Origin of the sequence: Streptomyces beihaiensis (genome assembly GCF_026274175.1) — a bacterium.
GTDB classification, from domain to species: Bacteria; Actinomycetota; Actinomycetes; order Streptomycetales; family Streptomycetaceae; genus Streptomyces; species Streptomyces beihaiensis.
In genome coordinates, this window is sequence record NZ_JAPHNL010000222.1 from 1 (window position 1) to 24,450 (window position 24,450).

22 protein-coding genes are annotated in these 24,450 nt (G+C 70.6%); 9 read left to right on the plus strand and 13 right to left on the minus strand.

Annotated features, from left to right (window positions below):
* The 4 genes from OFY01_RS17475 to OFY01_RS17490 form a co-directional block, all read left to right on the plus strand.
* Window positions 1-951 (plus strand): carbohydrate ABC transporter permease (locus tag OFY01_RS17475; protein WP_266600944.1); only part of this gene is annotated, 951 nt, incomplete at its 5' end.
* A gap of 13 nt (window positions 952-964) precedes the next feature.
* Window positions 965-1,870 carry a carbohydrate ABC transporter permease gene (locus tag OFY01_RS17480; RefSeq protein ID WP_266600946.1) on the plus strand — a complete coding sequence of 302 codons (906 nt, stop codon included), beginning with the start codon at window positions 965-967 and terminating at the stop codon, window positions 1,868-1,870.
* Between the two features lie 50 nt (window positions 1,871-1,920).
* Window positions 1,921-3,537, plus strand: coding sequence for a glycoside hydrolase family 13 protein (locus OFY01_RS17485; RefSeq protein ID WP_266600948.1), 1,617 nt, complete (start codon window positions 1,921-1,923; stop codon window positions 3,535-3,537).
* Window positions 3,538-3,648: 111 nt separating this feature from the next.
* On the plus strand, window positions 3,649-4,698 hold the full coding sequence (locus OFY01_RS17490) for a hypothetical protein (RefSeq protein ID WP_266600949.1): 1,050 nt from the start codon (window positions 3,649-3,651) through the stop codon (window positions 4,696-4,698).
* Window positions 4,699-4,775: 77 nt separating this feature from the next.
* Here the strand turns inward: OFY01_RS17490 and OFY01_RS17495 are convergent, their stop codons facing one another.
* The 4 genes from OFY01_RS17495 to OFY01_RS17510 form a co-directional block, all read right to left on the minus strand.
* Window positions 4,776-8,909: a discoidin domain-containing protein gene (locus OFY01_RS17495; RefSeq protein ID WP_266600951.1), complete on the minus strand. Its 4,134-nt coding sequence runs from the start codon at window positions 8,907-8,909 to the stop codon at window positions 4,776-4,778.
* A gap of 67 nt (window positions 8,910-8,976) precedes the next feature.
* The gene (locus OFY01_RS17500; RefSeq protein ID WP_266600953.1) at window positions 8,977-11,592 is read right to left on the minus strand and encodes a discoidin domain-containing protein; all 2,616 of its coding nucleotides are present in this window, start codon (window positions 11,590-11,592) and stop codon (window positions 8,977-8,979) included.
* A 451-nt stretch (window positions 11,593-12,043) separates the two neighbouring features.
* Window positions 12,044-12,193 carry a hypothetical protein gene (locus OFY01_RS17505; protein WP_266600955.1) on the minus strand — a complete coding sequence of 50 codons (150 nt, stop codon included), beginning with the start codon at window positions 12,191-12,193 and terminating at the stop codon, window positions 12,044-12,046.
* A gap of 306 nt (window positions 12,194-12,499) precedes the next feature.
* Window positions 12,500-13,744 carry a cytochrome P450 gene (locus OFY01_RS17510; protein WP_407700367.1) on the minus strand — a complete coding sequence of 415 codons (1,245 nt, stop codon included), beginning with the start codon at window positions 13,742-13,744 and terminating at the stop codon, window positions 12,500-12,502.
* Between the two features lie 118 nt (window positions 13,745-13,862).
* On the opposite strand from OFY01_RS17510, the gene OFY01_RS17515 reads away from it, so the two are divergent.
* The 3 genes from OFY01_RS17515 (at window position 13,863) to OFY01_RS17525 (ending at window position 16,546) form a co-directional block, all read left to right on the plus strand.
* On the plus strand, window positions 13,863-14,942 hold the full coding sequence (locus OFY01_RS17515; protein WP_266600959.1) for a DUF1259 domain-containing protein: 1,080 nt from the start codon (window positions 13,863-13,865) through the stop codon (window positions 14,940-14,942).
* 223 nt (window positions 14,943-15,165) lie between these two features.
* Entirely contained in the window at window positions 15,166-15,984 is an 819-nt protein-coding gene (locus OFY01_RS17520; protein WP_266600961.1) for a VOC family protein, read from the plus strand.
* A 49-nt stretch (window positions 15,985-16,033) separates the two neighbouring features.
* The gene (locus tag OFY01_RS17525) at window positions 16,034-16,546 is read left to right on the plus strand and encodes a DinB family protein (protein WP_266600963.1); all 513 of its coding nucleotides are present in this window, start codon (window positions 16,034-16,036) and stop codon (window positions 16,544-16,546) included.
* 203 nt (window positions 16,547-16,749) lie between these two features.
* On the opposite strand, the gene OFY01_RS17535 is transcribed toward OFY01_RS17525, so the two are convergent.
* Both OFY01_RS17535 and OFY01_RS17540 read right to left on the minus strand, forming a co-directional pair.
* The gene (locus tag OFY01_RS17535) at window positions 16,750-17,034 is read right to left on the minus strand and encodes a DUF7848 domain-containing protein (protein WP_266600965.1); all 285 of its coding nucleotides are present in this window, start codon (window positions 17,032-17,034) and stop codon (window positions 16,750-16,752) included.
* Entirely contained in the window at window positions 17,031-17,279 is a 249-nt protein-coding gene (locus OFY01_RS17540; protein ID WP_266600967.1) for a hypothetical protein, read from the minus strand. Before OFY01_RS17540 ends, OFY01_RS17535 begins: the two co-directional genes overlap by 4 nt.
* A 106-nt stretch (window positions 17,280-17,385) precedes the next feature.
* Between OFY01_RS17540 and OFY01_RS17545 the strand changes: the two genes are divergently transcribed.
* Both OFY01_RS17545 and OFY01_RS17550 read left to right on the plus strand, forming a co-directional pair.
* Window positions 17,386-18,219 carry a helix-turn-helix domain-containing protein gene (locus OFY01_RS17545; protein ID WP_266600969.1) on the plus strand — a complete coding sequence of 278 codons (834 nt, stop codon included), beginning with the start codon at window positions 17,386-17,388 and terminating at the stop codon, window positions 18,217-18,219.
* A complete protein-coding gene (locus tag OFY01_RS17550; protein WP_266600971.1) occupies window positions 18,216-18,425 on the plus strand; it encodes a DUF397 domain-containing protein in 210 nt (69 codons plus the stop codon). Before OFY01_RS17545 ends, OFY01_RS17550 begins: the two co-directional genes overlap by 4 nt.
* A gap of 140 nt (window positions 18,426-18,565) precedes the next feature.
* Here OFY01_RS17550 and OFY01_RS17555 read toward each other — a convergent pair whose 3' ends face one another.
* The 7 genes from OFY01_RS17555 to OFY01_RS17585 all read right to left on the minus strand — a co-directional run bounded on the left by OFY01_RS17555 (window position 18,566) and on the right by OFY01_RS17585 (window position 24,344).
* Window positions 18,566-19,225: an HAD family hydrolase gene (locus OFY01_RS17555; protein ID WP_266600973.1), complete on the minus strand. Its 660-nt coding sequence runs from the start codon at window positions 19,223-19,225 to the stop codon at window positions 18,566-18,568.
* A 106-nt stretch (window positions 19,226-19,331) separates the two neighbouring features.
* Complete coding sequence (locus OFY01_RS17560; protein WP_266600975.1) at window positions 19,332-19,937, minus strand: hypothetical protein; 606 nt, start codon at window positions 19,935-19,937, stop codon at window positions 19,332-19,334.
* Between the two features lie 372 nt (window positions 19,938-20,309).
* Window positions 20,310-21,113: a hypothetical protein gene (locus OFY01_RS17565; protein ID WP_266600977.1), complete on the minus strand. Its 804-nt coding sequence runs from the start codon at window positions 21,111-21,113 to the stop codon at window positions 20,310-20,312.
* Between the two features lie 6 nt (window positions 21,114-21,119).
* Window positions 21,120-21,650, minus strand: a complete 531-nt coding sequence (locus OFY01_RS17570) for a SigE family RNA polymerase sigma factor (protein WP_266600979.1) — start codon at window positions 21,648-21,650, stop codon at window positions 21,120-21,122.
* A 145-nt stretch (window positions 21,651-21,795) separates the two neighbouring features.
* On the minus strand, window positions 21,796-22,446 hold the full coding sequence (locus OFY01_RS17575) for a hypothetical protein (RefSeq protein WP_266600981.1): 651 nt from the start codon (window positions 22,444-22,446) through the stop codon (window positions 21,796-21,798).
* A 90-nt stretch (window positions 22,447-22,536) separates the two neighbouring features.
* Entirely contained in the window at window positions 22,537-23,751 is a 1,215-nt protein-coding gene (locus OFY01_RS17580) for an FAD-dependent oxidoreductase (protein WP_266600983.1), read from the minus strand.
* A complete protein-coding gene (locus tag OFY01_RS17585; RefSeq protein WP_266600984.1) occupies window positions 23,748-24,344 on the minus strand; it encodes a PadR family transcriptional regulator in 597 nt (198 codons plus the stop codon). Before OFY01_RS17585 ends, OFY01_RS17580 begins: the two co-directional genes overlap by 4 nt.
* Window positions 24,345-24,450: the final 106 nt, after the last annotated feature.

Sequence of the window (24,450 nt, forward strand, 5' to 3'; positions counted from 1 at the left end):
GCGGGCCGCCGGGGCGGCGGCCCACGGACCCGAAAGCCGAACTCCTCCCGACCCTCCGGCACGCCCGCCGAGGCCCCCGGCTGGCGCCGCAAGCTCTCCGAGCAGGCCCGCGCCTACGGCTTCCTCCTCGGCGGCCTCCTCTGCTTCGCCCTGTTCTCCTGGTACCCGGCGATCCGCGCCGTCGTCATCGCCTTCCAGAAGTACACGCCGGGCTCACCGCCCCAGTGGATCGGCACCGCCAACTTCACGCACGTCTTCCACGACCCCGAGTTCACGGCCGCCTGGAAGAACACCCTGACCTTCACCCTCCTCGCGCTCGCCATCGGCTTCGCCGTGCCGTTCGTCATGGCGGTCGTCCTCAACGAGCTGCGCCACGCCCGCGCGTTCTTCCGCGTCGTCGTCTACCTGCCGGTGATGATCCCCCCGGTGGTCAGCGCCCTGCTGTGGAAATGGTTCTACGACCCCGGCGCGGGCCTCGCCAACGAAGCGCTGCGCTTCTTGCACCTGCCGACCTCCAACTGGTCCAACGGCGCCGACACCGCCCTCGTGTCGCTGGTCATCGTCGCCACCTGGGCCAACATGGGCGGCACCGTCCTCATCTACCTCGCCGCCCTCCAGGGCATCCCAGGCGAGCTGTACGAGGCCGCCGAACTGGACGGCGCGAACCTGCTGCAGCGCGTACGCCACGTCACGGTCCCGCAGACCCGCTTCATCATCCTCATGCTGATGCTGCTGCAGATCATCGCGACGATGCAGATCTTCACCGAGCCGTTCGTCATCACCGGCGGCGGCCCCGAGGACTCGACCGTCACCGTCCTCTACCTCATCTACAAGTACGCGTTCCTCTACCAGGATTTCGGCGGCGCCTGCGCGCTCAGCGTCATGCTGCTCGTCCTGCTCAGCGCGTTCTCCGCCCTCTACCTGCGGCTCACCCGCAGCGACGACGACTGACAGGAGCGCCCCCATGGCCGGACGACAGGACGGGGGCGACGGGTACGCCGTGCGCACCCTCGTCTCCCCGCTCGCGCTCTCCAAGCGGCGCGGCAAGGTCGCGTACTGGACCGTCTTCGGCGCGGTCGTCGTCGCCTTCGCGCTCGCCTTCCTCTTCCCCGTGTACTGGATGGTCACCGGCGCGATGAAGTCCCCGGACGAGGTGACCCGCACGCCGCCCAGCCTGATCCCGCACACCTGGCACTTCTCCTCGTACTCCGACGCGTGGAGCATGATGGAGCTGCCACGCCACCTGCTCAACACAGTGGTGCAGGCCGCCGGGGCATGGCTGCTGCAACTGGTCTTCTGCACGGCGGCCGCCTACGCGCTCTCCCGCCTTCGGCCCGCCTTCGGCAAGGTGATCCTCGGCGGCATCCTCGCCACCTTGATGGTGCCCGCACAGGCGCTGGTCGTGCCCAAGTACCTGACCGTCGCCGACATGCCGCTCACCCACACGAACCTCCTGAACAGCCCCGTGGCGATCTGGCTCCCGGCCGTGGCCAACGCCTTCAACCTCTACCTCCTCAAGCGCTTCTTCGACCAGCTCCCCGCGGACGTCCTGGAGGCGGCAGAGATCGACGGCGCGGGCCGGCTGCGCACGCTGTGGTCGATCGTGCTGCCGATGTCACGGCCCGTGCTCGGCGTCGTGTCGATCTTCGCGCTCGTCAACGTCTGGCAGGACTTCCTGTGGCCGCTGATGGTCTTCTCCGACACCGACAAGCAGCCGATCAGCGTGGCCCTGGTGCAGCTGTCGCAGAACATACCGCTGACCGTGCTCATCGCCTCGATGGTGATCGCCAGCATCCCGATGGTGCTGCTGTTCCTGGTGTTCCAGCGGCACATCATCGCCGGGATCAGCGCGGGCAGCACGAAGGGCTGAAAACAACCGGCTGAAACGAAGGGCTGAGACGAAGGGTGAGGAACACCTGCATGGAAGCAGCCAGCACAGCCGACTGGTGGCGCAGCGCCGCCGTGTACCAGATCTACGTACGCAGCTTCGCGGACGGCGACGGCGACGGCACCGGCGACCTGGCCGGCGTCCGCGCCCACCTGCCCCACCTCGCCGAACTGGGCGTCGACGCCCTCTGGTTCACCCCCTGGTACCTGTCGCCGCTCGCCGACGGCGGCTACGACGTGGCCGACTACCGCACCATCGACCCGGCCTTCGGCACCCTCGCCGAAGCGGAGAAACTCATCGGCGAGGCCCGGGAGTCGGGCATCCGCACCATCGTCGACATCGTCCCCAACCACGTATCCGACCAGCACCCCTGGTTCCGCGCCGCGCTCGCCGCCGGGCCCGGCAGCCCGGAGCGCGAGCTCTTCCACTTCCGGCCAGGACGCGGCGCGAACGGCGAACTGCCGCCCAACGACTGGCCGTCGGAGTTCCCCGGCGCACCGGCTTGGACCCGCGTCCCCGACGGCGAGTGGTACCTGCACCTCTTCACACCCCAGCAGCCCGACCTCAACTGGGCCCACCCGGCGGTCCGCCGCGAACACGAGGACGTACTGCGCTTCTGGTTCGAGCGGGGCGTGGCGGGCGTCCGCATCGACTCCGCCGCCCTGCTCGCCAAGGACCCGGCCCTCCCCGACTTCGTCGAGGGCCGCGACCCGCACCCCTTCGTCGACCGCGAGGAACTGCACGACATCTACCGCTCGTGGCGGGCGATCGCCGACGAGTACGGCGGGATCTACGTGGGCGAGGTCTGGCTCCCCGACCGCGACCGCTTCACCCGCTACCTGCGCCCCGACGAACTCCACACCGCCTTCAACTTCGACTTCCTCTCGCGCCGCTGGGACGCCGCCGAGCTGCGCCGCTCCATCGACGCGACCCTCGCCGACCACGCCCCGGTCGGCGCCCCGGCCACGTGGGTGCTGTGCAACCACGACGTGACCAGGACGGTCACCCGCTACGGCCGCGCCGACGCGGACACCGGCTTCGCCTTCGAGGCCAAACGCTTCGGCGTCCCGTCCGACCCGGCCCTCGGCACCCGCAGGGCCCGCGCGGCGGCGCTGCTCACGCTCGCCCTGCCCGGCGCGGTCTACCTCTACCAGGGCGAGGAGCTGGGCCTGCCCGAGGCCACGCCCCCGCTCGACCGCATCCAGGACCCCATGCACTTCCGCTCCGGCGGCACCGACCCCGGCCGCGACGGCTGCCGGGTCCCGCTGCCCTGGTCGGCCGCGGCCCCGCACCACGGCTTCGGCACCCGCGCCCCCGCCGAGCCGTGGCTGCCGCAGCCGGACGGCTGGGGCCGGTACGCAGCCGACGTCCAGGCCACCGACCCCACCTCCATGCTCACGCTGTACCGAGAGGCGCTGCGCCTGCGCCGCACGGAGCCGCGCCTCGGCGACGGTCCGATGCGCTGGCTGGCGGCACCCGACGGGGTGCTCGCGTTCGCGCGGGGCGGCGACGGGGGGCTGGTGTGCGTCGTGAATCTGGACGCCGAGCCGGTCGAACTCCCTCCGCACGCCGCCAAGTTGCTGACGAGCGGCCCCCTGGCCGGCGACGGGGGTCTGCCGCGGGACACGGCGGTCTGGCTGCGCCTGTGACGTGAGCAGGACCGATCGAGGACAACACCCCTCCGTACCGCACGCCCGTGTGCGACGCTGACGTTGCGCCTGGCGGGTGCGCGAAGGCGCCGCGGTTCGGGGGTGGTGCGTATGAACTCACAGTTCTCAAGAGCTCGATGGTGGCTTCTGCGGCGTTGGGGCAGGGTCCGCCGCCGGCTGAGGAAGCAGAGTCAGCAGAACTGGGCCGCCCAACGGCGGACAGACCTTGAGTCCGCCCTCTCGGCGCTCGGCATACCCCGCGCCGACGCCGCGAAGATCCTCGGCGCCCTGCGGTCCTGGCGCCCCGCGCCCGAACTGGTCGTCATCGGTTTCGGAATCTTCCTGGCCATGGCGGTGGTGTGGCAGGTCTTCACCCAAGCCGTGGACGGGGCCGCGCGAGCTGTCGGCTGGCATGCCGCCGAGCAGGCTGTCGCGAACTACCGGTGGCTCATCGCTCAGGCCGACGCGGGCGGGACCGGCCTGGGGCCGGGTTCCTGGGCGGCGTTGTGTCTGCTCCTGACCCTGTGGGTGGCGCCGCCCATCGTGTGGTGTGCACAGCGCAGTACAAGCTTCAGGTACACCTTCGTTCTCCGGTGCGTCGACTCCGTCATCGCGTGCGCGAAGGCGGACGCCACCCTCGGACCCTCTCGTGCGAGGGCGCTGCGCAGGGTCGACGAGCACTGCCAGATCATGGAGCGCCACCTCTTCAGGGTGCACAGAGCCTCCCGGTCCGTGGCACGGCGATCACCGAGGAACGCGCCCATCAAGCGGCACGCGGCCCTGGTGGCCGGTGCGCAGCGCGACGCGTTGCGGCGGATCGACGTCGATCCACGGCAGGCGCTGCGAGACCTGGCCCGGCTCCAGATATCCATGGCCGAGAACTATCTCGACGGCAGGCTGGCGGCGCTTGTGCCGGCCGACCGGCTTCAGGGGGTTCAGCCCGTCTCCCGCCTTCGCAGTCAGTGGCGTGAATCGGCGCAGGTCTCGGTGGCGATCCTGGCCGCGATGGGAGCCGCGACCGGCGCGGCGAGGCTGTTCGCCGCCTTGGGCGTGGGTGACGGCCTGATGCCCTGGCTGGTCCTCGGCGCCGCGGTGCTGGCGGCCGTGGTGGTGGCGGGCTGGGGCCGCGTGTCCGGCCTGGTGCAGCTGATGCGCGGGTGAGCGAGCAGCCTGAAGCCCCAGGCCACTGGACGAGTGGCCTGGGGCCTGCGGCTGGAGCCGGATGTCAGGTTCCGACGTCAGCCGCTACAGGCGTTGCGAACGATCTTGAACGTGGTGGTCGTGTTCTCGATGTCCGTCGCGTTGTCGCTGAGCTTGAGGCAGTTGAACGTGGCCTGCCCGACCGCCGGACCCTGCCCCTGCTCGGGCATCGGGTTGGCCCAGATGCCGAAGCCGGACTTGGCGTCGTAGTCGTCACCGCTCTTGTGCGCCCCGGTGACCGTGACGTCGGTGAGGACGGTGTCCTTGACGGGTTGCTCCGCCTGGCTGCCGTTGTACTTGGTCTGGAACATGATGCCGCTGTAGGTCGGGTCGGTGATGTCGACGTTGTTGACACGGATTCCCTGGAACGTCTTGTCCGCCGAGAACATCCAGATGCCCGGGAAGGTCTGGGCGCCCCAGAAGTGGCCGCCGGTGCGGTCGAGGCTGATGTTCTCGAAGGTCGTCGGGTCGGGGCCGAAGCCCTCCATCGGATAGCCGAAGTCGAGCGAGCTGATCGTGATGCCCGAGTACGCCAGGGTGTCCGCGACGCGGATGTTGCGGAAGGTGTTGTCGTAGCCGCCGTACACGGCGATACCGGCCGCGCGCCAGGTCAGCAGGGACGTGAGGTTCTCGAAGACGTTGTTCTTCTGGTCGCCGCCGCCCGAGTCGGTCGCCGCGAACAGCGCGAAGCTGTCGTCGCCGGTGGCGCGCGACTCGTTGTTGACGACGTGGTTGCCGGTGGAGCCGTTCGTCATGTTGACGCCGTCCGCGAAGGTGTCGCGGATGCGGGAGTTCTCGATGGTGATGTTGTCGGTGTTGGTGCCCCAGTACAGGCAGACCGTGTGCTCGTTCCACACGTTGTCGATGGTCATGTGGGCGACGTTGGAGAAGTCGAAGACCTTGCCGGGGCCGTCGATGCGCTGGACGTAGTTCCCGAAGAAGGCGAAGTTCGAGAACGTCGAGCCGTTGGCGGTGCTGTCGGCGCGGAACCCGGCGTCCGTGTTCGTCTGCGAGGCCGGGGTGTGGAAGCGGGTGAACCAGGGCCCGGCGCCGGTGATGGTGATCGCCTTGCCGTAGACCTGGAACTTGCCGGTGGTCTCGTAGTCACCGGCGGGCAGGTAGACGCCGACGAGCTTGCCGGTGGTGTCCGTACGGACCTTGTCGAGGGCGCTTTGCACGTCCTGCTGGGTGAACCCGGCCGGTTCGACGTACGAGGCGGGGTCCGGGTTGGGGAGCTGGGTGGCCTGTTCGAGGCTGATGAAGTCGATGGCGTACCGGGAGCCGTTGGCCGCGTCCTTCTTCAGGGTGATCGTGCTGCCCTTGGGCACGGTGCGGCCCAGGGCGATGTGCGCCTCGTCGTAGATGTGCCGGGCGGGCCCGGCGCCGGGCGAGTTGCTCGGGCCCGACTCCGACCCGTACAGCCAGGCGTACTTCGAGGTGAGGTCGATCGCCTTGAGGAAGGTGCCGTCGACGTAGATGTCGAGGGTGTCGCTGGTGCCACCGCCGCCGGCCGCGTCCGGCATGGAGAACCGGGTGACCAGCGTGTTGGCGTCATCCTTGGTCGTGAACGACACCGACGCGCCGGTGTCGTCGAGGGTGACGGCCTTGCGGCCGGACGCCTCACCGGCCAGGTCGCCGATGGTGCGGTTGGGGCCGACGACCTTGGCGCCGCCCGCGAGGACGCCGTCCTCGGCCTCGTACGTCTGGTACGGCATGTTGGCGCCGCGCCCGACGAACAGCGGCTTGGTGCTGGTGTTGTTGGCCCGCTTGGCCGACACCTCGTTGGCGTCGTCGGCGATGACCGTCTTCACGGTGTACTTGCCGTTCGCGGCGGTCCAGCTCCCCATCTTGACGGGGCTGGTGGTGTCACCGGCCGCGATGACCCCGTCGTACGAGCCGGTGAACTTCTTGACGACGGTGCCGCCGGAGTCGGTGACGGTCGTCGTGATCGCGTGGCTGCCGGAGGCCGTGGAGATGGTGCCCTGGTTCTTGAGGGCGACGGAGAAGGTGACGTCGTCACCGGCGGACGGCGCGCTCGGCGACCAGCTCGCCGGGGACGCGACCAGGTCGGAGCTGTCGACCGGCTTGACGACCAGGTCGTCCGGGCCGGTGTAGGTGTTGTTGCCCTCGTTGGTCTCGATGACCTTGTTGTCCGGGTCGACGGTGGCGCTGACGGGGTAGCTGCCCGCGCTCAGCGTGCCGATCTTCGCGCTGACCGTCGTGGACGCGCCCGCGTCGAGCGCCCCCACGTCGGCCGTGCCCACCTTGTTGTCGCCGAGCTTGAAGGCGAGGCCGGTGGCGCCGGAGGCGGCGGATCCGCTGTTGCGGACCGTGGCCGACAGGGTGATGTCGTCGGACTCGCTGGGGTTCTGCGGCGCGGTGGTGATGCTGCTGACCTGTAGGTCGGGGTTGGGCGCCGGGGTGCCGATCACCTCGAACTCGGCGGCCTGGCCGCCGGTGGCGCCGGAGTTGGCGGTGAATGTGAGTTGTACGTCGGCGACGCGGGCGGTCACCGGGATGGTGACGGTGTTGGAGCCGTTGGCGGGGTCGAAGGTGTAGTCCTTGGCGGCGACGAGGGTGGTGTAGGTGGTGGTGCCTTGTGCGCGGCCGAGGACTTCGATGTGCTGGGTCCGCTTGGCCCAGGCGCTGTCGGGGTTGAGTTTGAGGACGACGGCGCTGGTGTCGGCGTCGGCGCCGAGGTGGACGGTGAGGGTGTTGGGGTAGGTGCCGGGGGCGCCTTCCCAGTAGGTGCCGGTGTCGCCGTCGACCGCGTTCTTCGCGACGTAGTTCTGCTGGACGGAGGACGCGCTGATGTCCTTGTCGAGGGCGAGGTTGGTGCCCGTACCGGTGCCGGAGCCCGAGCCGGATCCGGATCCGGAACCTGAGCCAGTGCCGGACACCGGGGTGCCGAGGACCTGGAACTCGGCGACTTGGCCGCCGGTGGCGCCGGAGTTGGCGGTGAATGTGAGTTGTACGTCGGCGACGCGGGCGGTCACCGGGATGGTGACGGTGTTGGAGCCGTTGGCGGGGTCGAAGGTGTAGTCCTTGGCGGCGACGAGGGTGGTGTAGGTGGTGGTGCCTTGTGCGCGGCCGAGGACTTCGATGTGCTGGGTCCGCTTGGCCCAGGCGCTGTCGGGGTTGAGTTTGAGGACGACGGCGCTGGTGTCGGCGTCGGCGCCGAGGTGGACGGTGAGGGTGTTGGGGTAGGTGCCGGGGGCGCCTTCCCAGTAGGTGCCGGTGTCGCCGTCGACCGCGTTCTTGGCCACGTAGTTCTGCTGGACGGACGAGGCGGTGATGTCCTTGCCGAGGGCGAGGTTGGTGTCCGTGTCCGCCGTGGTCGCGGACGGTGACGCGGACGTGGCCGCGGCCGGTGTGATCGTGCGGTGCGCGCTCTGGGTGAGCGGCTTGCTGTCGGGGGACTGATTGCCCGCCGCGTCACGGGCGCGCACCACGTAGGTGGTCTTGGCGCGCGTCGCGGCGGTGTCCGTGTACGTGCGGGTGGAGGCGGGGAGGCTGGTGCGCAACTTCCCGTTCGCGTAGACGTCGTACGCGGTCACGGACTTGTTGTCGTGCGCGGCCTTCCAGGTGATGGCCTTGCCGCGGAGGCGGATGCCGGTGGGGGCGGTGGGCGGCTGGTTGTCGCCCTTGGCCGGACCGTACACGGAGAGGCGGAGGGGAGCGGCGGCGCCGGTCTTCGTCCGCACGCGTATGTACCGGGCGGTGGTGATGCCGCCGAGCGGGATGACGGCGCGGTGGTGGGTGGCGTCGGTGAAGCGGTAGACCTTCGGGGCGGTCAGGTCGGTGAAGTCGTGGCCGTCGGTGCTGCCCTGGACGCGCAGCAGCCGCTTGGCGTCGTGGCCGGAGCCGGGCAGCCGGAGCACGGCCTCGGTGACGCGCCGGGTGGCGCCGAGGTCGGTCTGGACCCAGTGGGCCGAGGCGGTGCGCTTGTGGCCGTGGGCGAGGTCGGTGTGCGAGGTCGCGGTCGCCGCGTGCGGTGCGGCGGCCGCGGGCAGTCCGAACGCCGCGAGGGCGGCGACGGTCAGTGTGGCGGTGGCGGTGGCCGCGGCGGTGCCCTGCCACTTGATTCCGGCTCCGGCTCCGGCTCCGGCCCTGGCCCTGCCCCTGCCCCTGGTTCGGCCTCTGGACCTGTCTCTGGCCCTGTCTCTGGACATGATCACAAAACTCCTGTCTGGACGAGACGTACGAAACGGTGTGATGAAAGCGCGCAATTCCTTGCGCTCAGGACGCGGAGTACACCGCGAGATCGGACAACTGCCCCGCGTTCCAGCCGGTGTTGGCGGTGATGTGGATGCGCACGTACCGGGCGGTGGCGGCCGGGAAGGTGAGCGTGACGGTGTTGTTGTTCGCCGCCGGGTCGAAGGTGTGGCCGGCCGACGGCAGCAGCGTCGAGAAGGTGGAGCCGTCGGTCGAGCCGAGCACGGACAGCGTCTCGGTCCGCGTGTTCCAGGCGGTCGACGGCGGCAGCCGCAGCACGACCTTGCCGACGCTGTGGTTCGCCCCGAGGTCGACCTGCGCCCACTGCGGGAACGACCCGTTGGTGCTCTCCCAGTACGTGGACGCGTCGGAGTCGGTGATGTTGCCCGCCGTGTACGGGTACTTGCTCGACGACGCCGTCGCCGGGCGGCCCGCCGCGAGGTTCGTGGTGGCGCTGACCCCGTTCCCGGACAGGCTCACGGTGTGGTCGCTGCCCGCGACCGGCACGGTCAGCGTGCCCGTACGCGCGCCCGTGGCGGTCGGCGAGAAGGTGACCTTCACGGCGCAGGAGCCGCCCGCGGCCACGGACGAGCCGCAGGTGTTGGTCTGCGCGAAGTCACCGCTCGCGGCGACGGTCCCGACGGCGACGGCCGCGTCGGTCGGGTTGGACACGGTCACGGTCTTGGCGGAGCTCGTCGAACCGGTCTTCACGTCGCCGAAGTCGAGCGATCCGGGCGCGACGCTCACCTGGGCCGGCGGGGTGGAGGTGCCGCCAGGGTAGGGCGGGTAGACCGGGTCGGGCCAGCCGCCGCAGTACGGGGTGCCGCCGATGCCGGAGTTGCCGCCGCCGTCGGTGACCTTGAAGTTGCCGCCCTCGCAGCTGTAGACGGGGGCCGGGCCGTTGACGCCGGTGGCGGTGACGTTGCTGAGCGTCGCGGCGCCGCCGGTCTGCTCCTGCAGGGCGAACGTCCCCGTCCCGTCGATCTTCACGTCCTTGAGCGAGACGCCGCTCACCGTCCCCTCGACCCACTGCACGGCCTCGTACGGGCTCTGCTGGATGAGGGTGTTGGAGACATCGACGGGGCCGTTGATCGCGCCCTGGCTGGCGTCGAACCAGAGCGCGCCGACGCCGAAGTTCCAGTGCGGGTCGAGGCTTCCGGCCCGCACGATCGTGTTGCCGGAGATCGTCGTCCGCCCGACCGGCGTGGAGGTGAACCGCTGCCCGACGTGGATGCCGCCGCCCTGCGTGATGCCGGTGTCGCGCACCAGGTTGCCGGAGACGGTGTTGTCGTGGCCGCCGTAGAGCGCGATGCCGTTGGCGAGCATCTGCAGCTGCACGGTGTTGTCGGAGATGGTGTCGTCGGAGTCCGCGCCGATGCTGGAGTCGGCCCAGGTGGCGATGCCGTCGTCGCCGGTGTTGCGGATGTCGCTGCCGGTGACCTTCGAATGGGTCACGCCGCCATGGAAGTTGATGCCGTCGGCGGTGGTGTCACGGATGCGCATGCCGCTGAACGTCAGGCCGTCCATCGGCCCGTCCATCCAGGCGCCGACCTTCATGTGCTCGATCCACAGATGGTCGACGGTGGAGTCGCTCATGGCGCCGCCGACGCCGTTGACCTGGGCGTTGTCGTTGCGTTCCCGTACGTCGCCGGAGATCGCGAAGTTCTTGAGGTGGACCTTGGTGCTGGGGTTCGGGGCGGAGTTCCCGTAGAACCCGGGGGCGGCGCCGGTCACGGTCGAGTACCACATGCCCGCGCCCGCGACCGTCACGTCGTTCACGGCGATGTGCCCGGGAACCTTGAAGGTGCCCTTCGGTATCCAGACGGTGCCGCCCGGACCGGCCGCGCTGATCGCGGCGTTGAACGCGGCGGTCGAGTCGCTCTTCCCGGTCGGATCGGCGCCCTTGTCGACGACGGAGACCGAGCCGGACGGCTGGGTGGCGGGCGCGGCGACCTGCTCGAAGTCGGCCAGGTCGATCGTGTACGAGGACGCGGCCCCGCTCGCGGGGACGGCCAGCTTGAAGGTGGTGCCCTTCGGATAGGTGGTGGGCAGCAGCCGGTGCACCTCGTCGAAGAAGTGGTGCGGGTTGCCGCCGGGCGTGTTGGTGAACGGGTAGCTGCCGTAGAACCAGCTGTAGGCGTTGGTCAGTTGGAGATCGCTCTGCTGGGCGCCGTCGATGGAGAGGTGGAGCGGCGCGGTGTAGGCGGACCCGTCCGAGCTGTCCGGAATGCTGTACCGGATGTCGATGGAGTTGGTCGCGACGGGCGTCGTGAACGTCACGTACTGCCCGCTGCCCTTGAGCGTCACGGCCTTCCGGTACGAGGCCTCGTCGGCGAGCTTGCCCTGCGTGTAGCTCGGCCCGATCTCCGTCCCGTCGGTGTCGGCGTCCTCCGCCTGCACCTCGGAGTACGGCAGCCCGGCACCGCTGCCCCCGGTCACGGTGTCGGCGGCGGCGGCGGAGGCGGTCGAGGCGGTCGAGGCGGTGGAGCCCGGGGCCGTGGCGGCGGGCGCGGCCTGCGCCCCCATCGCCACCAGCGCCCCGGCCGCCAGGAGGAGAGCGGAGCCGACGGCGGCGGCGCCGCGCCGGCGCCTCGGTGGCCGGTCGGACATGTGGTCGGTCTTCGGCACGTTGCGGTCCATTCGTCGCGGGTGCGAGGAAGCCGTCACACGCCGGGAGTTGACGGTGATCGTGTTTCGGCCAGTGTGACGGCGATGCAACTGGAAGGTAACGGCGAGAAGAGACGAGGGCAATACATCGACGAATGATCGTCAATTTTTGAACTCAGTTACGCAAGTAATCGATGGCGGTGTCCGGCTCGTGCCCGGCGAACGGATGTCGCGGCGTCTTCCGGTGTCCGGCGCGGCGCGGGACCATGAGCCGATGCGCCCCGACGGCTGGTGTCTGACCCAAGGCGTGGACGAATTCCTCGGCCGAGCGGGGGAGTTCCTGCGCTCCCGGCCGGGGTCGCACGTCATGCCGCTCACCTGGGCTGCCCGGCTGCGGGCGCGCGGGGCGGGCGCGTTCGGTCTCGGCACGCCGCTCTTCGGGGCCCTCGAACGGGCGGGAGCGGCTCAGGCGGTCTTCTACTGGCTACCGCCGCGCGGCCTCGGGCTCACGCCGCTCACCCCCGGCCAGGCCGACACCCCCGCCGCCCGCCTGTCCGACCTGGGACACGCGCCGCCCTCCGTCGGCGCGGACCACGACACCGCCCGCGCGTTCGCCGAGGCGTGGCAGCGGCACACGGGCGCGACGCCGCGTATCCGTGACACGCGGCTGCGCCTGTACCGCCTGGGCACGCTCACTCCGCCGCGGCCGCCGCCGGAGGGGCGGTCCGGGCTCCTGGGCGAGGCGGACATCGAGGACGTGATGCGCTGGTGCGGCGCGTTCGCCGAGGCGGTGGGGGAGGTCGGTTCCGCCGACGCCGTCAACGCCCGGACGTGGGCGGGCTGCCCAACTGCCTGCGAGCCGCCTACGAGCCGCCTACGACCTGCCTGCGACCGCCTACGACCCACCTTCGCCCCAGCTACGACTCTCCCCTGCCCCTTGCTACCAGGCGACCGGCAACGCGATCGGGAAACGGCGGATCGTCTCCGTGTCCCAGCGGATCTCCTCGGGCGGCACGGCGAGCCGCAGCCCGGGGAAGCGGGTGAGCAACGAGCCGATCGCGCCGGCGAGTTCGGCGGAGGCGAGCCGTGAGGCGACGCAGTGGTGGCCGCCCCAGCCGAACGTCATGTGGGAGGGGGAGGCGCGGTCCAGGTCGACCTCGTCCGGTTCGGCGAAGGCCGCCGGGTCGCGGTTGGCGGTGAGGTAGGAGACGTGGACGTAGTCGCCCTCGCGGATCAGCGTGCCCTCCAGCTCCACGTCCTCCAGGGCGATCCGGGGGATGCCCACGCCCTTGCGGAACGGGATGTGGCGCAACAGCTCGTCGAGGGCCCGCGGCAGCCGCTCCGGGGCCCGGGTGAGCGCCGCCAGGAGGTCGGGGCGGGTGAGCAGCGTGTACGTGATGTTGCTGATCTGGCAGGTGGCGGTGTCGTTGCCGCTGAGGATGAGGGTGACCGCGAGGACGGAGAGCTCGTCGTCGTTCAGGAACGGGTCACCGTCCGGGGTCCGCTCCGCGGCCATGGTGCTGAGCAGGTCGTCGCCGGGCGCGCGCCGCCGCTCGGCGATCAGGTCGGCGAAGTAGGACCGCAGCCGCGCCTTCGCCTCGGCGGCCTGGTCCCGTTTCGCGGCGGACGTGTTGAGCATCCGCGTCGTGTACCCGCGCAGCTCCGCCCGGTCGGCCGCGGGTACGCCGAGCAGTTCCGAGATGGCGTGCATGGGCAGCGGGTCCGACAGGTGCCGTACGAGGTCGGCGGGCGGGCCGTGCGAGGCCATCTCGTCGAGGAGTTCGGCGACGACCCGGTCGATGGCCGGGCGCATCCGCTCGACCCGCTGCCGGGTGAACGCCTGCGAGGCGACGTGCCGCATCCGGTTGCTGCGGGGCGGGTCGAGCACGTTGATCGACTCGGGGGAGACGATGGGCTCCGGCGTCAGGCGCGGGTAGTCGCGGCCCACGATGGCCGCCCGGCTGAACCGTGCGTCGGTGGTCACCCGGCGTACGCCGTCGTAGCTGGTGACCAGCCACGCCTCGGCCTCGCCGTAGGGCAGCCGGATCCGGGTGACGGGGCCCCGCGCGGCCAGTTCGGCCATCGTCGGGTCGAACTCCAGGGCCTGGTTGAAGTCGAAGGGGCACGCGGCGGTGGTGGGTGCTGTCACCCTCCCCACCGTGGGGCAGCCGTCCGTCCTCCGCATCCAGCGGGTCCCGCCGTGCCCCCATCCGTATGGCGCACGTCCCCCGTGCGAGTGGATCGCCGGGCCCGGGACCCGCCGCGCCGCCTCCCGGCCGCCGCGCTGTACCACAGTTCGGCAGATGAGCCCGCAAACCGCAAGAGACACGCACCTGGCCCGACGCAGGCTGCTCAAGGCGGCGGCGCTGACCCCGGCGCTGACCGGGATGGCGGCCGGGGCCGCGGCCGCCGCCCCGGCGCACGGAGGCCCGCCGGGCCCGTCTGCGTACGCCGACGCGTACACGGGCACGTACGCGGGCGGAGGTGCGAGCGCCGGGGCCGCTACGGGCTCGGATGCGGACGGGCTCGCGCGCCCCGTGCCGACGGACCAGTCGGACTGGGCCGGGGTCGCCAAGGCGTTCGGCCGGCCCGGCAACATGCTGGGCGGCAACCTCGCCTACCACACCGCGTTCCCCCGCAACGACCTGCGCGTCCACTCGTACGGGGTCCGCATCACACCGGACCTCGCGCTCGGCTCGCACATGGCCTTCGTGCGCTACTCCGACGACACCGTGCTCGTCATGGGCGACCTGTTGGTCACCGAGGACGAGTTGCAGCCGATCTCCGACAGGTTCCAGGCGGCCGGGATCGAACAGGCCGCGATCCACAAGCATCTGCTCGCCCACACCCCGGACGTCTGGTGGATGCACGTGCACGGCACCGACCAGGACGCCGAAGCCCTCGCCCACAGCATGCGCAAGGCCCTCGACGTCACCGGAACGCCGGGCCCGCCCCCGGCCGTCCGGCACCACATCGACCTCGACGCCAAGGCGATGGACGCCGCGTTCGGCTGCGAGGGCGACAACGTCGGCACCGTACGCAAATACGTCTTCCGGCGCCGCGAGACCATTCTGGACGGGCCGCGCGTACTGCCGCCGGGGCTCGGCTCGACCTCGGCGTTCGTCTTCCAGCCGCTGGGCGGTGGCCGTGCGGCGCTCCACGGCGACCTGGTCATGGTCGCCGACGAGGTCCAGGGAGTGCTGAGCGCCCTGCGCCGCGGCGGCCTCCACCTGGTCGAGCTCCACCACCACAACCTGCGCGACGAGCCGCGCCTGTTCTTCGTCCACGTGTGGTCCGTCGGGAACGCCACGCGGATGGCGAAGACGCTGCGCAAGGCGGTGGACCTGACGGACGTGGTGCCGACCCCGACTCATCGGGGCTGACCTCGGCTCACCGGGGCCGATCTCCCGGCTCACCGGGGCGGGCCCGGTCCCAAGGCTCACGGGGCGGGTCCGGTCCCGAGGTCCGGGGCAGGCCCCTCGGCTCTCCACGGCATCGGCCCGCTCCGGTCGAAGTAGCCGCCGGTCGGGCTGTCCTGCGGCACGCAGGGCCTGGTCGGCCCGGCTCGCTGAGCGGACCGCGCGGATCGTCATTACCGTGGTTCTCATGCTGACGACGACGTACGTGCCCGGCGCACCGAACTGGCTCGACCTCGGCAGCCCCGACCTGGAGACCAGCCGCACCTTCTACGCGGCCGTCCTGGGCTGGGAGTTCCGGTCGGCCGGACCGGAAGGCGGCGGGTACGGCTTCTTCACGAGCGACGGCAAGACGGTCGCCGGGCTCGGCCCGCTCGACAAGGGGGCGCGCCCCGCCTGGACGGTCTACTTCCACACCGCGGACGCCGACGCGACCGCCAAGGCGGTGGAATCGGCGGGCGGCCGAGTCCGCGTGGCACCGAAGGACGTCTTCTCGCACGGCCGCATGGCCGCCTTCACCGACCCGACCGGAGCCGAGTTCGCCGTCTGGCAGCCCAAGGAGACGGGCGGTCTGGAGGCCGTCGCCGTACCCGGGAGCCTCGCCTGGACCGAGCTCTACACCACGGACGCCAAGGCGGCGAAGGACTTCTACCGGGCCGTCTTCTCCTGGCAGATGGACGACAAGGAGATGGGGGAGGGGCTCACCTACGCGCTGCTGCGCCCCTCCGGCGGCGGCCCGGGTACCGAGCACGGCGGCCTGATGCAGCTCCTGCCGGTGAACCTGGAGGCGGGCTCGACCCCGGAGTGGCACCCGTACTTCGAGGTGGCCGACTGCGACGCGGCCGCCACCAAGGCCGTCGACGACGGCGCTGCCACGCTGATTCCCCCCACGAACGCGCCGGGCATCGGCCGCTTCGCGATGTTCCTGGACCCGGTGGACGCGTTGTTCGCCGTTCTCCAGAGCGATCGGAGGGGTCAGGGAGGTCAGACCGGTCAGACCGGTCGGTAGTCCCTCCAGCGGCACGACGCTTCCCACGGCCGCTGGGCATAATCGGCGGATGACTTCCGTCAACCGCCCCATGCCGCCCCTGAACGCCGATGAGCGCGCCACGCTCGAAGGCTGGCTCGATTTTCACCGCGCCACCCTCGCCATGAAGTGCGAGGGCCTGGACGACGAGCGGGCCGCCGTCGCGTCCGTGCCACCGTCGGAGTTCACCCTGACCGGCCTCGTCCAGCACATGGCGGAAGTGGAGCGGTACTGGTTCCGCCGCGTCCTGGCCGGAGAACAGGCCCCACCCATCCACGACCCGCAGGCCGACCCGCACGGCCCCTCCGGCGGCTTCGACCTGGCCGAGGGCGCCACACTGGGGGACGCCCTCTCGACCTGGCGGGAGGAGATCGCCCGCGCCCGTGAACACTGCGCCGACCGCCCGCTCACCGACACGGGCCGCTTCATGAAGCAGGACGTCAACCTCCGCTGGATCTACGTCCACATGATCGAGGAGTACGCCCGCCACAACGGCCACGCGGACCTGCTGCGGGAACGAATCGACGGCGCCACCGGCGTATAGCCCCATCGGGCCGAACCAGTGCTCGACCTGCGCCGCCAGGCCGAGAATGCCAGGCAGGTCCTGCCCCTGCGCGAGTCTGACGATCACGCGCGCAGTCTGGCAGACGCACGATGGTTCCGCTTGCCGGTCTTCGTCTGCGGGTCTTCTTCTGTCGGCCTTCTTCGACCGGTCCTGTTCCGCGGGTCCCGTTCCGCCGGACCTGCTCATGCCGGACCCTGGTGCCGCCACATGACCCACGGTCGCTCGATCACCTCGGCGTAGCTGGTGTGCTCGGGGTTTCTGCGCATGTGGTCGAAGGCCCACGACTGTTGCTCGGCCGGGTCGGCACTCGGTTCCGACGCCGCCGCGCACGCGGTGTCGTTCTCGGTCAGCGTGAGGCACCGGAACGAGTGGAGTGTCGGCGGTGCGTCGTCGTCGAGGTCAGGACGCAGCGTCCAGTTGACGAACCCGAAGGTGCGGGGTGTCGTACGGCTCGCGGGATCGCTCACAGCACCTCACCCCGGCTTCGCGCGTTCGCGCGGGCGGTCTCGGCGTGCAGGCGCTGTCCGGGGTCGGCCGGCCGCACGTCGTCGGGGCTGGCCTCCCACTCCTTGCCCCCGGTCAGGGGCCGCAGGAACCACGTGCCGTTCCACTCGCCGCAGAACACGCCCACTTGGTCGAGCCGGGTGTCCAGCACCAGGGCGCGTGGCTCTGGAACTGGAAGTGGCTCTGGAACTGGAAGGGGTGCAGGCATGACGGCTCCTCTCCGTAGTGCTTCCACTACCCAGCGGATCGATCGTGGCCTACAGTCGAAGCTCCTTCAACGTGTCGGTGCGGGACGGAAGGTAGCCGAACGAGCCGTGAACAAGAACGAGTTGAACCCGGACGCGTCCCCCGAGGCGGCCTTCGGTGCGCGCTTACGCAGCATGCGGGAGTCTCGTGGCTGGACTCAGGAAGACGTTGCCGCACGCACGGAATATTCCAGCGTGCATGTTTCGGCCGTCGAAAATGGTCGGAAGCCTCCAACCCTCCGCTTCGCGCGCGGACTTGACCGCGCTTTCGGGGCAGAGGGTGCGAACTCGTTCGAGAGCGAGTACCGCGAGATCAAACACGGCCACCTGCTTGAGGGCTTCCCGGAGTACGTCAAGTACGAGGGGCGGGCGGCGGAGATCCGGCTGTACGAGATCGGGATCGTCCCGGGTCTGCTCCAGACACCCGCGTACGCACAGGTGTTGGCGGACAGTGCCGCGCGGCGGGGTTCCATCACCTCCGAACACGCGGATGAACGCGTCGCGTTCCTGGCGGAGCGACAGGCGGCCCTGGTGCGTTCCCGGCCACCGATGATGCTGGTGGTGATGGACGAGAGCTGCGTGCGCAGGCAGGTCGGCGGCCCCGAGGTCATGCGCGCTCAACTGGACCGGCTGGCCGAGTTCGCCGAACTGCCGAACACCGTGCTCCAGATCGCCCCGTACGACATAGGGGAACGTCGGCCGTTCGACCTCCCGATGAACCTGCTGACGCTGTCGGACCTGTCCGTGGTCGCGTACGCGGAGTCCCAGCTGCGAGGACATCTGGAAAGAGACTCCGCAGCCGTGCTTCCCCTGCTGGCGGCCTACCATCAACTACAGGCCGAAGCACTGTCGCAGGCGGCGTCTGCGGCCATGATCGATGAGGTACGAAAGGGCATCCCGTGACGACCGACTCCCCCCGCTGGTTCACGTCCTCCTACAGCAACAACGGCGGCAACTGCGTCGAGGTCGCCGCGAACCTCGCCGCCACGCGCGGCGTGGTCCCCGTCCGCGACTCCAAGCACCCGGCCGGGCCGGTCCTGGACCTGGGGGCGGGCGCGTTCTCGTCCTTCGTGGCGGGGGTCAGGCAGGGGGAGTTCGGCGCCGCCTGATCGCGTGGCGCCGCGGATGCCGGGGGGCGCCGCGGATGAACGTGGGTGCCCGTGGGGGCCGCGGATGCCTGTGGGTGCCCGTGGGTGCCCGTGGGTGCCCGTGGGTGACCGTGGATCCCATGGCCGCCGGGTCACCACGGTCAGCGCTCCCCGGCGTTGAACTTCGCGACCTCCTCCGGCGGTTCGGCCAGCGAGCCGATCCGCATCGTCGTGATGGCGTCCGCGTCGGGCTCGTGCTGCTGGATGGTCCCCCAGGGGCCACGCCGGACCAGCGCCGTCAGTAGTCCGGCCTGCGCCGCGGGCCGGATGTCGTTGTCCAGCCGGTCACCCACATACAGAATCTCCCCGGCCTCCGCCGGAGTCGCCTCGATGACGTGCTCGAAGAACGCCACATCCGGCTTCGACGCGCCCCAGTCGTCACTGGTGGCGATCATGTCGGCAGGCAGATCGAGCCCGCGCAGCAGCCCACCGGCGCGTACGGTCTGGTTCCCCGCGATCCCCACCCAGAGCCCGTCCCGGCGAAGCGCCTCCAGCGCGGGCCGCACATCGGCGTACAGATCGTCCTCACCGAACCACTCGGGTTGCCCGGCCTCGGCCCGCTTCTCCCGCTCCTCGGTCAGATCGAACCCCGGCCGGAAGACCTGGAACGTCTCGCGGTAGTCCCGCCCCTGCGTGATGACCGCCCCGAACATCGCCGCGAACGTGTGCCGCGGCACCCCCAGCCAGTCCGCCCATGTCCCGTACTCACGGGTCTCGTCCACCAGGCACTCACCGACGTCGAACACCACCGCGCGAATCACGGGCGGCAGCGTAGAACACAGCAGTGACCGGATACCTGCGCAGGGGCGAACTCTCTTCGGACGACGACTGCCGTCGGGCGGGATGAAGCGGCAGTTCACGGAATGGTCAGTGGCCCCCGAGTGGCTCGAAGCAGCCGGTCTCCAGGAAGCGGCCGTTGACCGACACCTGGTAGTTGGACGGCTGGGTGAACGCGGTGACGCAGGCGTCGTCCCGCACGCGCAGGGCGATGCGGGAGCCTTCGGGCCTGACGGGGTGGTCGTCGGTGAGTCCGAGCCGCATGTCCATCTCCTTCACGAAGAGCGAACCACGGCCCTCGTCGCTGTCCGGACCCTCGTCGCGGTAGCCGAGCCGCAACAGCGCTGCCCGTACGTGCTTCGGGTCCCAGACCTTGGCCTTCCACAGGCGCGCGACGACGGGCCTGATGCGGTCGGCTTCCCGCTGGGCGAGCTTCTCGTCGGCCGGAGACATCTTCTTGGGCGTCTTGAAGCCGTTGTTCTCGTGATAGTGCGGGGCTCCGTCGTGAGAATCGGGTTCCACGTTGCCCCGCGCGGGGCCGGCCGGGCCGGAGGGACCGGTGGAGGAGCGGGTGACCGTCGGGGACGGGCCGCCCGCCCCGGGGCCGACGTGCTGCGTGCCGCAGCCGGTCAGGGTCAGGGCGGCACCCAGCAACAGGGCGCTCGCCGCGAGATATCCGGGTCTGGAGGACTGCATGGAGAGGACTCTATGAGGCTACGCAGGCAGGTGCCGTCCGCCTTCCGGCCACGTGCCCAGCGTCCGGCTACCGCCATGCGTATGTCGACTGTCACCGCGGCTGCTCGGCGAGGAAGTGCCGAACATCGTCCGCCGGGACCGTCGCTGTCGGCCGTCGGTCACGACCGCGACGTCCAGGTCAGTCCGCTGGAGCCGCCGGACCGGGAGACGGCTGAGACTTCTACGACGTCGGTGGAACGGGGGACGGCTTCGGAGATTCCACGGACGCGACCCATGGTGATGCCGGTCCGCTGTGGACACGGGGCTTCAAGTTGATCGCGCTGGTGGTGCTGTGCCTCGATCGCCCGGTTCCCCCGCGGACCGGTGCGAACGTCAGGAGCCCGGGGGCGCCAGGGACGCCAGTACGTGGCCCTGCGCGTCGTAGACCGTGATCTTCACGCGGTCGGCGGTCGCCGTAGAGGCGGGCGGACCCCACAGGTAGGCGGTCGCGTAGCCCGGGTGGCCCGGCAGTGTCACGATCTGGGCGGCGTGTTCCTTGCCCGCCCACTCGACGGTGATGTGGGCGGGGGTTCCGGGGCCGATGTAGAGCGGTCGGTAGAGGGTGCGCGAGGCGTCGCCGTCCGTCTGGTCGCTCACCGTGCCGGTGGCTTGGTTGCCGTTGGCTGTGAACTTGCACAGTGGGGTGCCGCCCTGTCCCTGCCCCTGTCCTTGTGTCTGCGTCTGGCCCAGACACACCTGGTCGGCGGTGAGTGTCATCCAGCGGCCGTGCCCGATCTCGACGCGCTCGCCGGACTTGGCCACCACAGGTGTGGGTGGCGGCGAGACACGAGTCGAGGCAGAGGGGGCGGGGGAGCGGGAAGGGAAAGGCGGGACGGATGCCGCGGGAAGTGTCCTGTCGGCAGGCAGTTCCGAGGCTTCCATCCGTACGCCGGTCACCACGACCGCGACGGCCACCGCCGCGGTCAGCGGCACGGAGACGGCCAGGCGCCGCCTGCGCCGGACGCGGTCGCCCGCTTCCCGGACGGCGGAAGCGGGCCAGGGGGAGGGCTTCATGTTCAGCGCGGCGTCGCGCAGCGCCCGCCGCACGCGCTCCTCGGTGTCCTCGGCTCCCGTGGTCTCATCGCTGGCGTCCGGGCCGTGGGCCGTGGTGCCGGACGTCGGCTCTTGCGTACTCATCGTGGGTCACCTCCTCGTTGGCGTACCGTCGGCGGCGGCGTATTCGGCCAGAGCCGGATGGTCACGTAGTTTTCTCAGCCCACGGCTGGCCTGGCTCTTCACGTTCCCCGGGGAGCAGTCCAGGATCTCCGCGACCTGGCGCTCGCTGAAGTCCTCCCAGTAGCGCAGCACGACGACCGCGCGCTGGCGGGGCGGCAGGGTGGCCAGGGCTTCCATGAGCAGGGAACGTTCCTCGTGATCGGGGCCGCGACCGTGGCCGCTCTCACCGACGCGTTCGGGGAGGACGGGGGTCAGCAACTGCACGACGCGTCGCTTGCGGTGGCGGCTCAGGTTGTTGTTGATCAGCGCGCGACGGACGTACGCGTCGGGCACGTCCATGCGTCGGATCCGGGACCACCCCAGGTAGACCTTGACCAGGGTGCCCTGGACCAGGTCCTCCGCCTCGTGGTGATCCCCCGTGAGCAGAAAGGCTGTACGCAGCAGCCTGGTCCAGCTCGCCGCCGCGTAGGACTCGAAGTCCGTGCGGTCGTCGACCACTTGCCCCTCCCACCTCTCTCCTCACGGCCCGGAGGCTGGGTGCCTCCGGGCCGGAACCGCGTATGCGCGTATGTCAGGTCCTCAGGTCCTCAGGTCCTCAGGTCCTGAGGTCGTTAGTTCCTCAGGCCCTTGGTGCCTCAGGTCCTCAGAGCCGGGCGAGCACGCCGCCGGAGGCGTCGTAGACGGTGACCTTGACCTTGCTCGGGCCGCCGGTGGGCGACTGGTGTGTCGGCGTGCCCCAGACGTAGCCTGCGGCGTAGCCGGGGTGACCGGCGAGTGTGACGACGTGGACCTGGTACGTCCGGTGGCCCGCCTCGACCGTCATGCGGGCCGCGTCCCCCGAACCGATGTAGAGGGGCGAGTAGAGCGTGCGGGTCCGGTCGCCGGAGCTGCGCAGGCTGACCGAGTCGGGGGCCTGGTTGCCGTTTGTGACGTCCGTGCACACGGTCACGGCGTGGTCGGAACCGTCGTTCAGGCAGCGCTCGGTGGGGCTGAGGGTCATCCAGGCACCGTGCCCGATGTCGAGGCGCTGACCGGAACGTACGACGGTGACGGGCGGGGCCTTGGGGGCGGTGGTGGCGCCGGCGGTGGCGGCGGCTTGGTGGTCGACGGCCGCGGCGGTCCTGGCGACGGCGGCCACCGACCGGGCGATCGGGGCCGCCTTGCCGGACGCGGCAAACGCGACGGGCGCGGTCGTCGTCGCGGAGGTCGGCGCGGCGGCGGTCGCCACCACCGGCGTCAGCACGGCCACCGTGGACAGCGCGGCGATCGAAAGGATCTTACTCAGGGACATCATGCTCCTTCTCGGCCTGGGTTCGTCAGTGCAGGAGGGGCCCCTCTCCGCCCTACTCACCCCGTCCGGCTCGAAAAGGTTGCACGTCCTCCGTCAAGCCGCCGCCGTCTCCTCCCAGTCGATGCGGTAGCCGTGCACCGGCCCCAGCATCTTCTCCGGCCGCATGAAGGTCTTCGTCGCGAGTGGTGCCATCAGACGGAACAGCGTCCTGGCCACGGGTCCCGCCGCCTTCTGGTTGTTGGTCTTGGCGGCGTCGGCCGCGATCTTCTCGACGCGCGGGCGGCGCCGCTGTTCGTAGGTGGCGAAGGCAGTCGCCAGGTCCGGCAGGTCGCGCAGGCAGCGGGCCAGTTCGACCGCGCTCTCGACCGCCAGTGAGACGCCCTGTCCCGAGCTGTTGGACGGCGCGTGCGCGGAGTCGCCGACCAGGGCCATCCGGCCCCGGTGCCAGTGCGGGAGGGACGGCATGATCTCCAGCCTCGGATAGCACTCGATCTTCTCGGCCGCGGTCTTCCGCAGGATGTCCCGGGCCGGTAGGTCCTCGGCGTGCAGCTCGCGCACCCTCCGCAGCCACTCGGCCTGGGGAACCTCCCGGACCTGGGCCGTCGTCAGCTGCTCCGGCTGCGGGATGTTGCTGAACCAGGCGGTGCCGCCGCCCGCCAGCGGCCAGTATCCGAAGAACGCCTGCCTGCCGTTGGCGAAATACATGGAGTCGGCCCGCCGTCCGGCCGCCTCGTGGGTGCTGAACCCGCCCACCCCCAGCAGGCCGGTGTACTGCGGTCCGGGCGCCGCCGGGTCGATCAGCGACCGCACGACCGAGCGCGTGCCGTCCGCGCCGATCAGCAGATCCCCGGTCGCGCTGCTGCCGTCGGCGAAGTGCGCGGTGATGCCGGTGCCGGTACCCGTGCCGGTGTCCTCCGCCGATACCAGTCGCTTGCCGTACTCGACCGGGATGCCGGTCGCCCGCAGCTCCTCGTTCAGTACGCGCAGGAGCTGCGAACGCCACATCACCCTGCTGGGCGGCAGGCCGGGCACGCCCTCGAACGCGGCCAGGGTGCGGTCGCGGCCGTCCTCGATCACCATCCGCTGGATCGGCTGGCCGATCGCCCGGATCTGCTCGTCGACGCCGACGGTCCGCAGCGCGTCCAGCCCGTTGGGCGCGACCATGAACACGCTGCCGATCCCGTCCGCCGCGGACTCGTACGCCTCGTGGACGCTCGCCTCGATGCCCGCCTTGCGCAGTGCCAGCGCCGTCACGGGTCCGGCGATCCCGCCCCCGATGACCAACGCCTTCCGTGCTGTTCCAGTCATGTCCGACTCCCGAAGAACTCCTGCCAGGCCCGGATGTGGTCCGGCTCCTTGAGCGACTCGATGAGGTGCGTGACGAAGCGCTGCTCGGTCTCAAGGCGTCCGAGCCGGTACTCCTCCTCGATCAGGAAGATCCAGGGGACGTCCTGCTCCTTCGCTGTCCGCAGCAGGCCGTGGACCTCCTCGACCTGGCCGTCCAGCGTCTCCAGACGGCGGCCGAGCAGCTCGGCGGCCTCGACGGGCGGGAGCACCGACAGCAGTGACAGCGCGACCCCGAAGTGCGGGTACTCGTGCTGCGGTTCCGCGACCAGCTGGCGCATCCAGTCGTGGAGCTCGTGCCGGCCGTCCTCGGTGAGCGCGTACACGGTGCGCTCGGGCCGCTGGGTGTCCCGCACGGTCTCCCGCTCGGCGACGAAACCGGCCTTCCGTAGCTGCTCCACCACCATGTACAGCGAGCTGCGCGTGTACTTGATGTCGCGGTCCTTGCCGTGCTCCTTGAGCCGGCGCCCCATCTCGTACGGGTGCATCGGCTCGGCCGTGAGCTCGGCCAGTACCGCCAGAGCCAGCGGGTTGGCCACCTTGCGTCGCTTCGCCACGAGGTCCTTCTTTCTTGGTCAGGATCGACTATGCGGCACTGAATAGTCAGTGTCAACTATTTGTGACTCGTCTCAGTAGTTGTCGTCTGCCCGAGGGGCGGAGCAG

Coding starts and splice junctions, on each gene's coding strand:
- OFY01_RS17500 (WP_266600953.1), bottom strand. CDS start 11,592: ATGGACCGCAACGTGCCGAAGACCGACCACATGTCCGACCGGCCACCG.
- OFY01_RS17510 (WP_407700367.1), bottom strand. CDS start 13,744: ATGCGGAGGACGGACGGCTGCCCCACGGTGGGGAGGGTGACAGCACCC.
- OFY01_RS17485 (WP_266600948.1), top strand. CDS start 1,921: ATGGAAGCAGCCAGCACAGCCGACTGGTGGCGCAGCGCCGCCGTGTAC.
- OFY01_RS17480 (WP_266600946.1), top strand. CDS start 965: ATGGCCGGACGACAGGACGGGGGCGACGGGTACGCCGTGCGCACCCTC.
- OFY01_RS17565 (WP_266600977.1), bottom strand. CDS start 21,113: ATGAGTACGCAAGAGCCGACGTCCGGCACCACGGCCCACGGCCCGGAC.
- OFY01_RS17580 (WP_266600983.1), bottom strand. CDS start 23,751: ATGACTGGAACAGCACGGAAGGCGTTGGTCATCGGGGGCGGGATCGCC.
- OFY01_RS17560 (WP_266600975.1), bottom strand. CDS start 19,937: ATGCAGTCCTCCAGACCCGGATATCTCGCGGCGAGCGCCCTGTTGCTG.
- OFY01_RS17490 (WP_266600949.1), top strand. CDS start 3,649: ATGAACTCACAGTTCTCAAGAGCTCGATGGTGGCTTCTGCGGCGTTGG.
- OFY01_RS17520 (WP_266600961.1), top strand. CDS start 15,166: ATGCTGACGACGACGTACGTGCCCGGCGCACCGAACTGGCTCGACCTC.
- OFY01_RS17525 (WP_266600963.1), top strand. CDS start 16,034: ATGACTTCCGTCAACCGCCCCATGCCGCCCCTGAACGCCGATGAGCGC.
- OFY01_RS17575 (WP_266600981.1), bottom strand. CDS start 22,446: ATGATGTCCCTGAGTAAGATCCTTTCGATCGCCGCGCTGTCCACGGTG.
- OFY01_RS17540 (WP_266600967.1), bottom strand. CDS start 17,279: ATGCCTGCACCCCTTCCAGTTCCAGAGCCACTTCCAGTTCCAGAGCCA.
- OFY01_RS17495 (WP_266600951.1), bottom strand. CDS start 8,909: ATGTCCAGAGACAGGGCCAGAGACAGGTCCAGAGGCCGAACCAGGGGC.
- OFY01_RS17515 (WP_266600959.1), top strand. CDS start 13,863: ATGAGCCCGCAAACCGCAAGAGACACGCACCTGGCCCGACGCAGGCTG.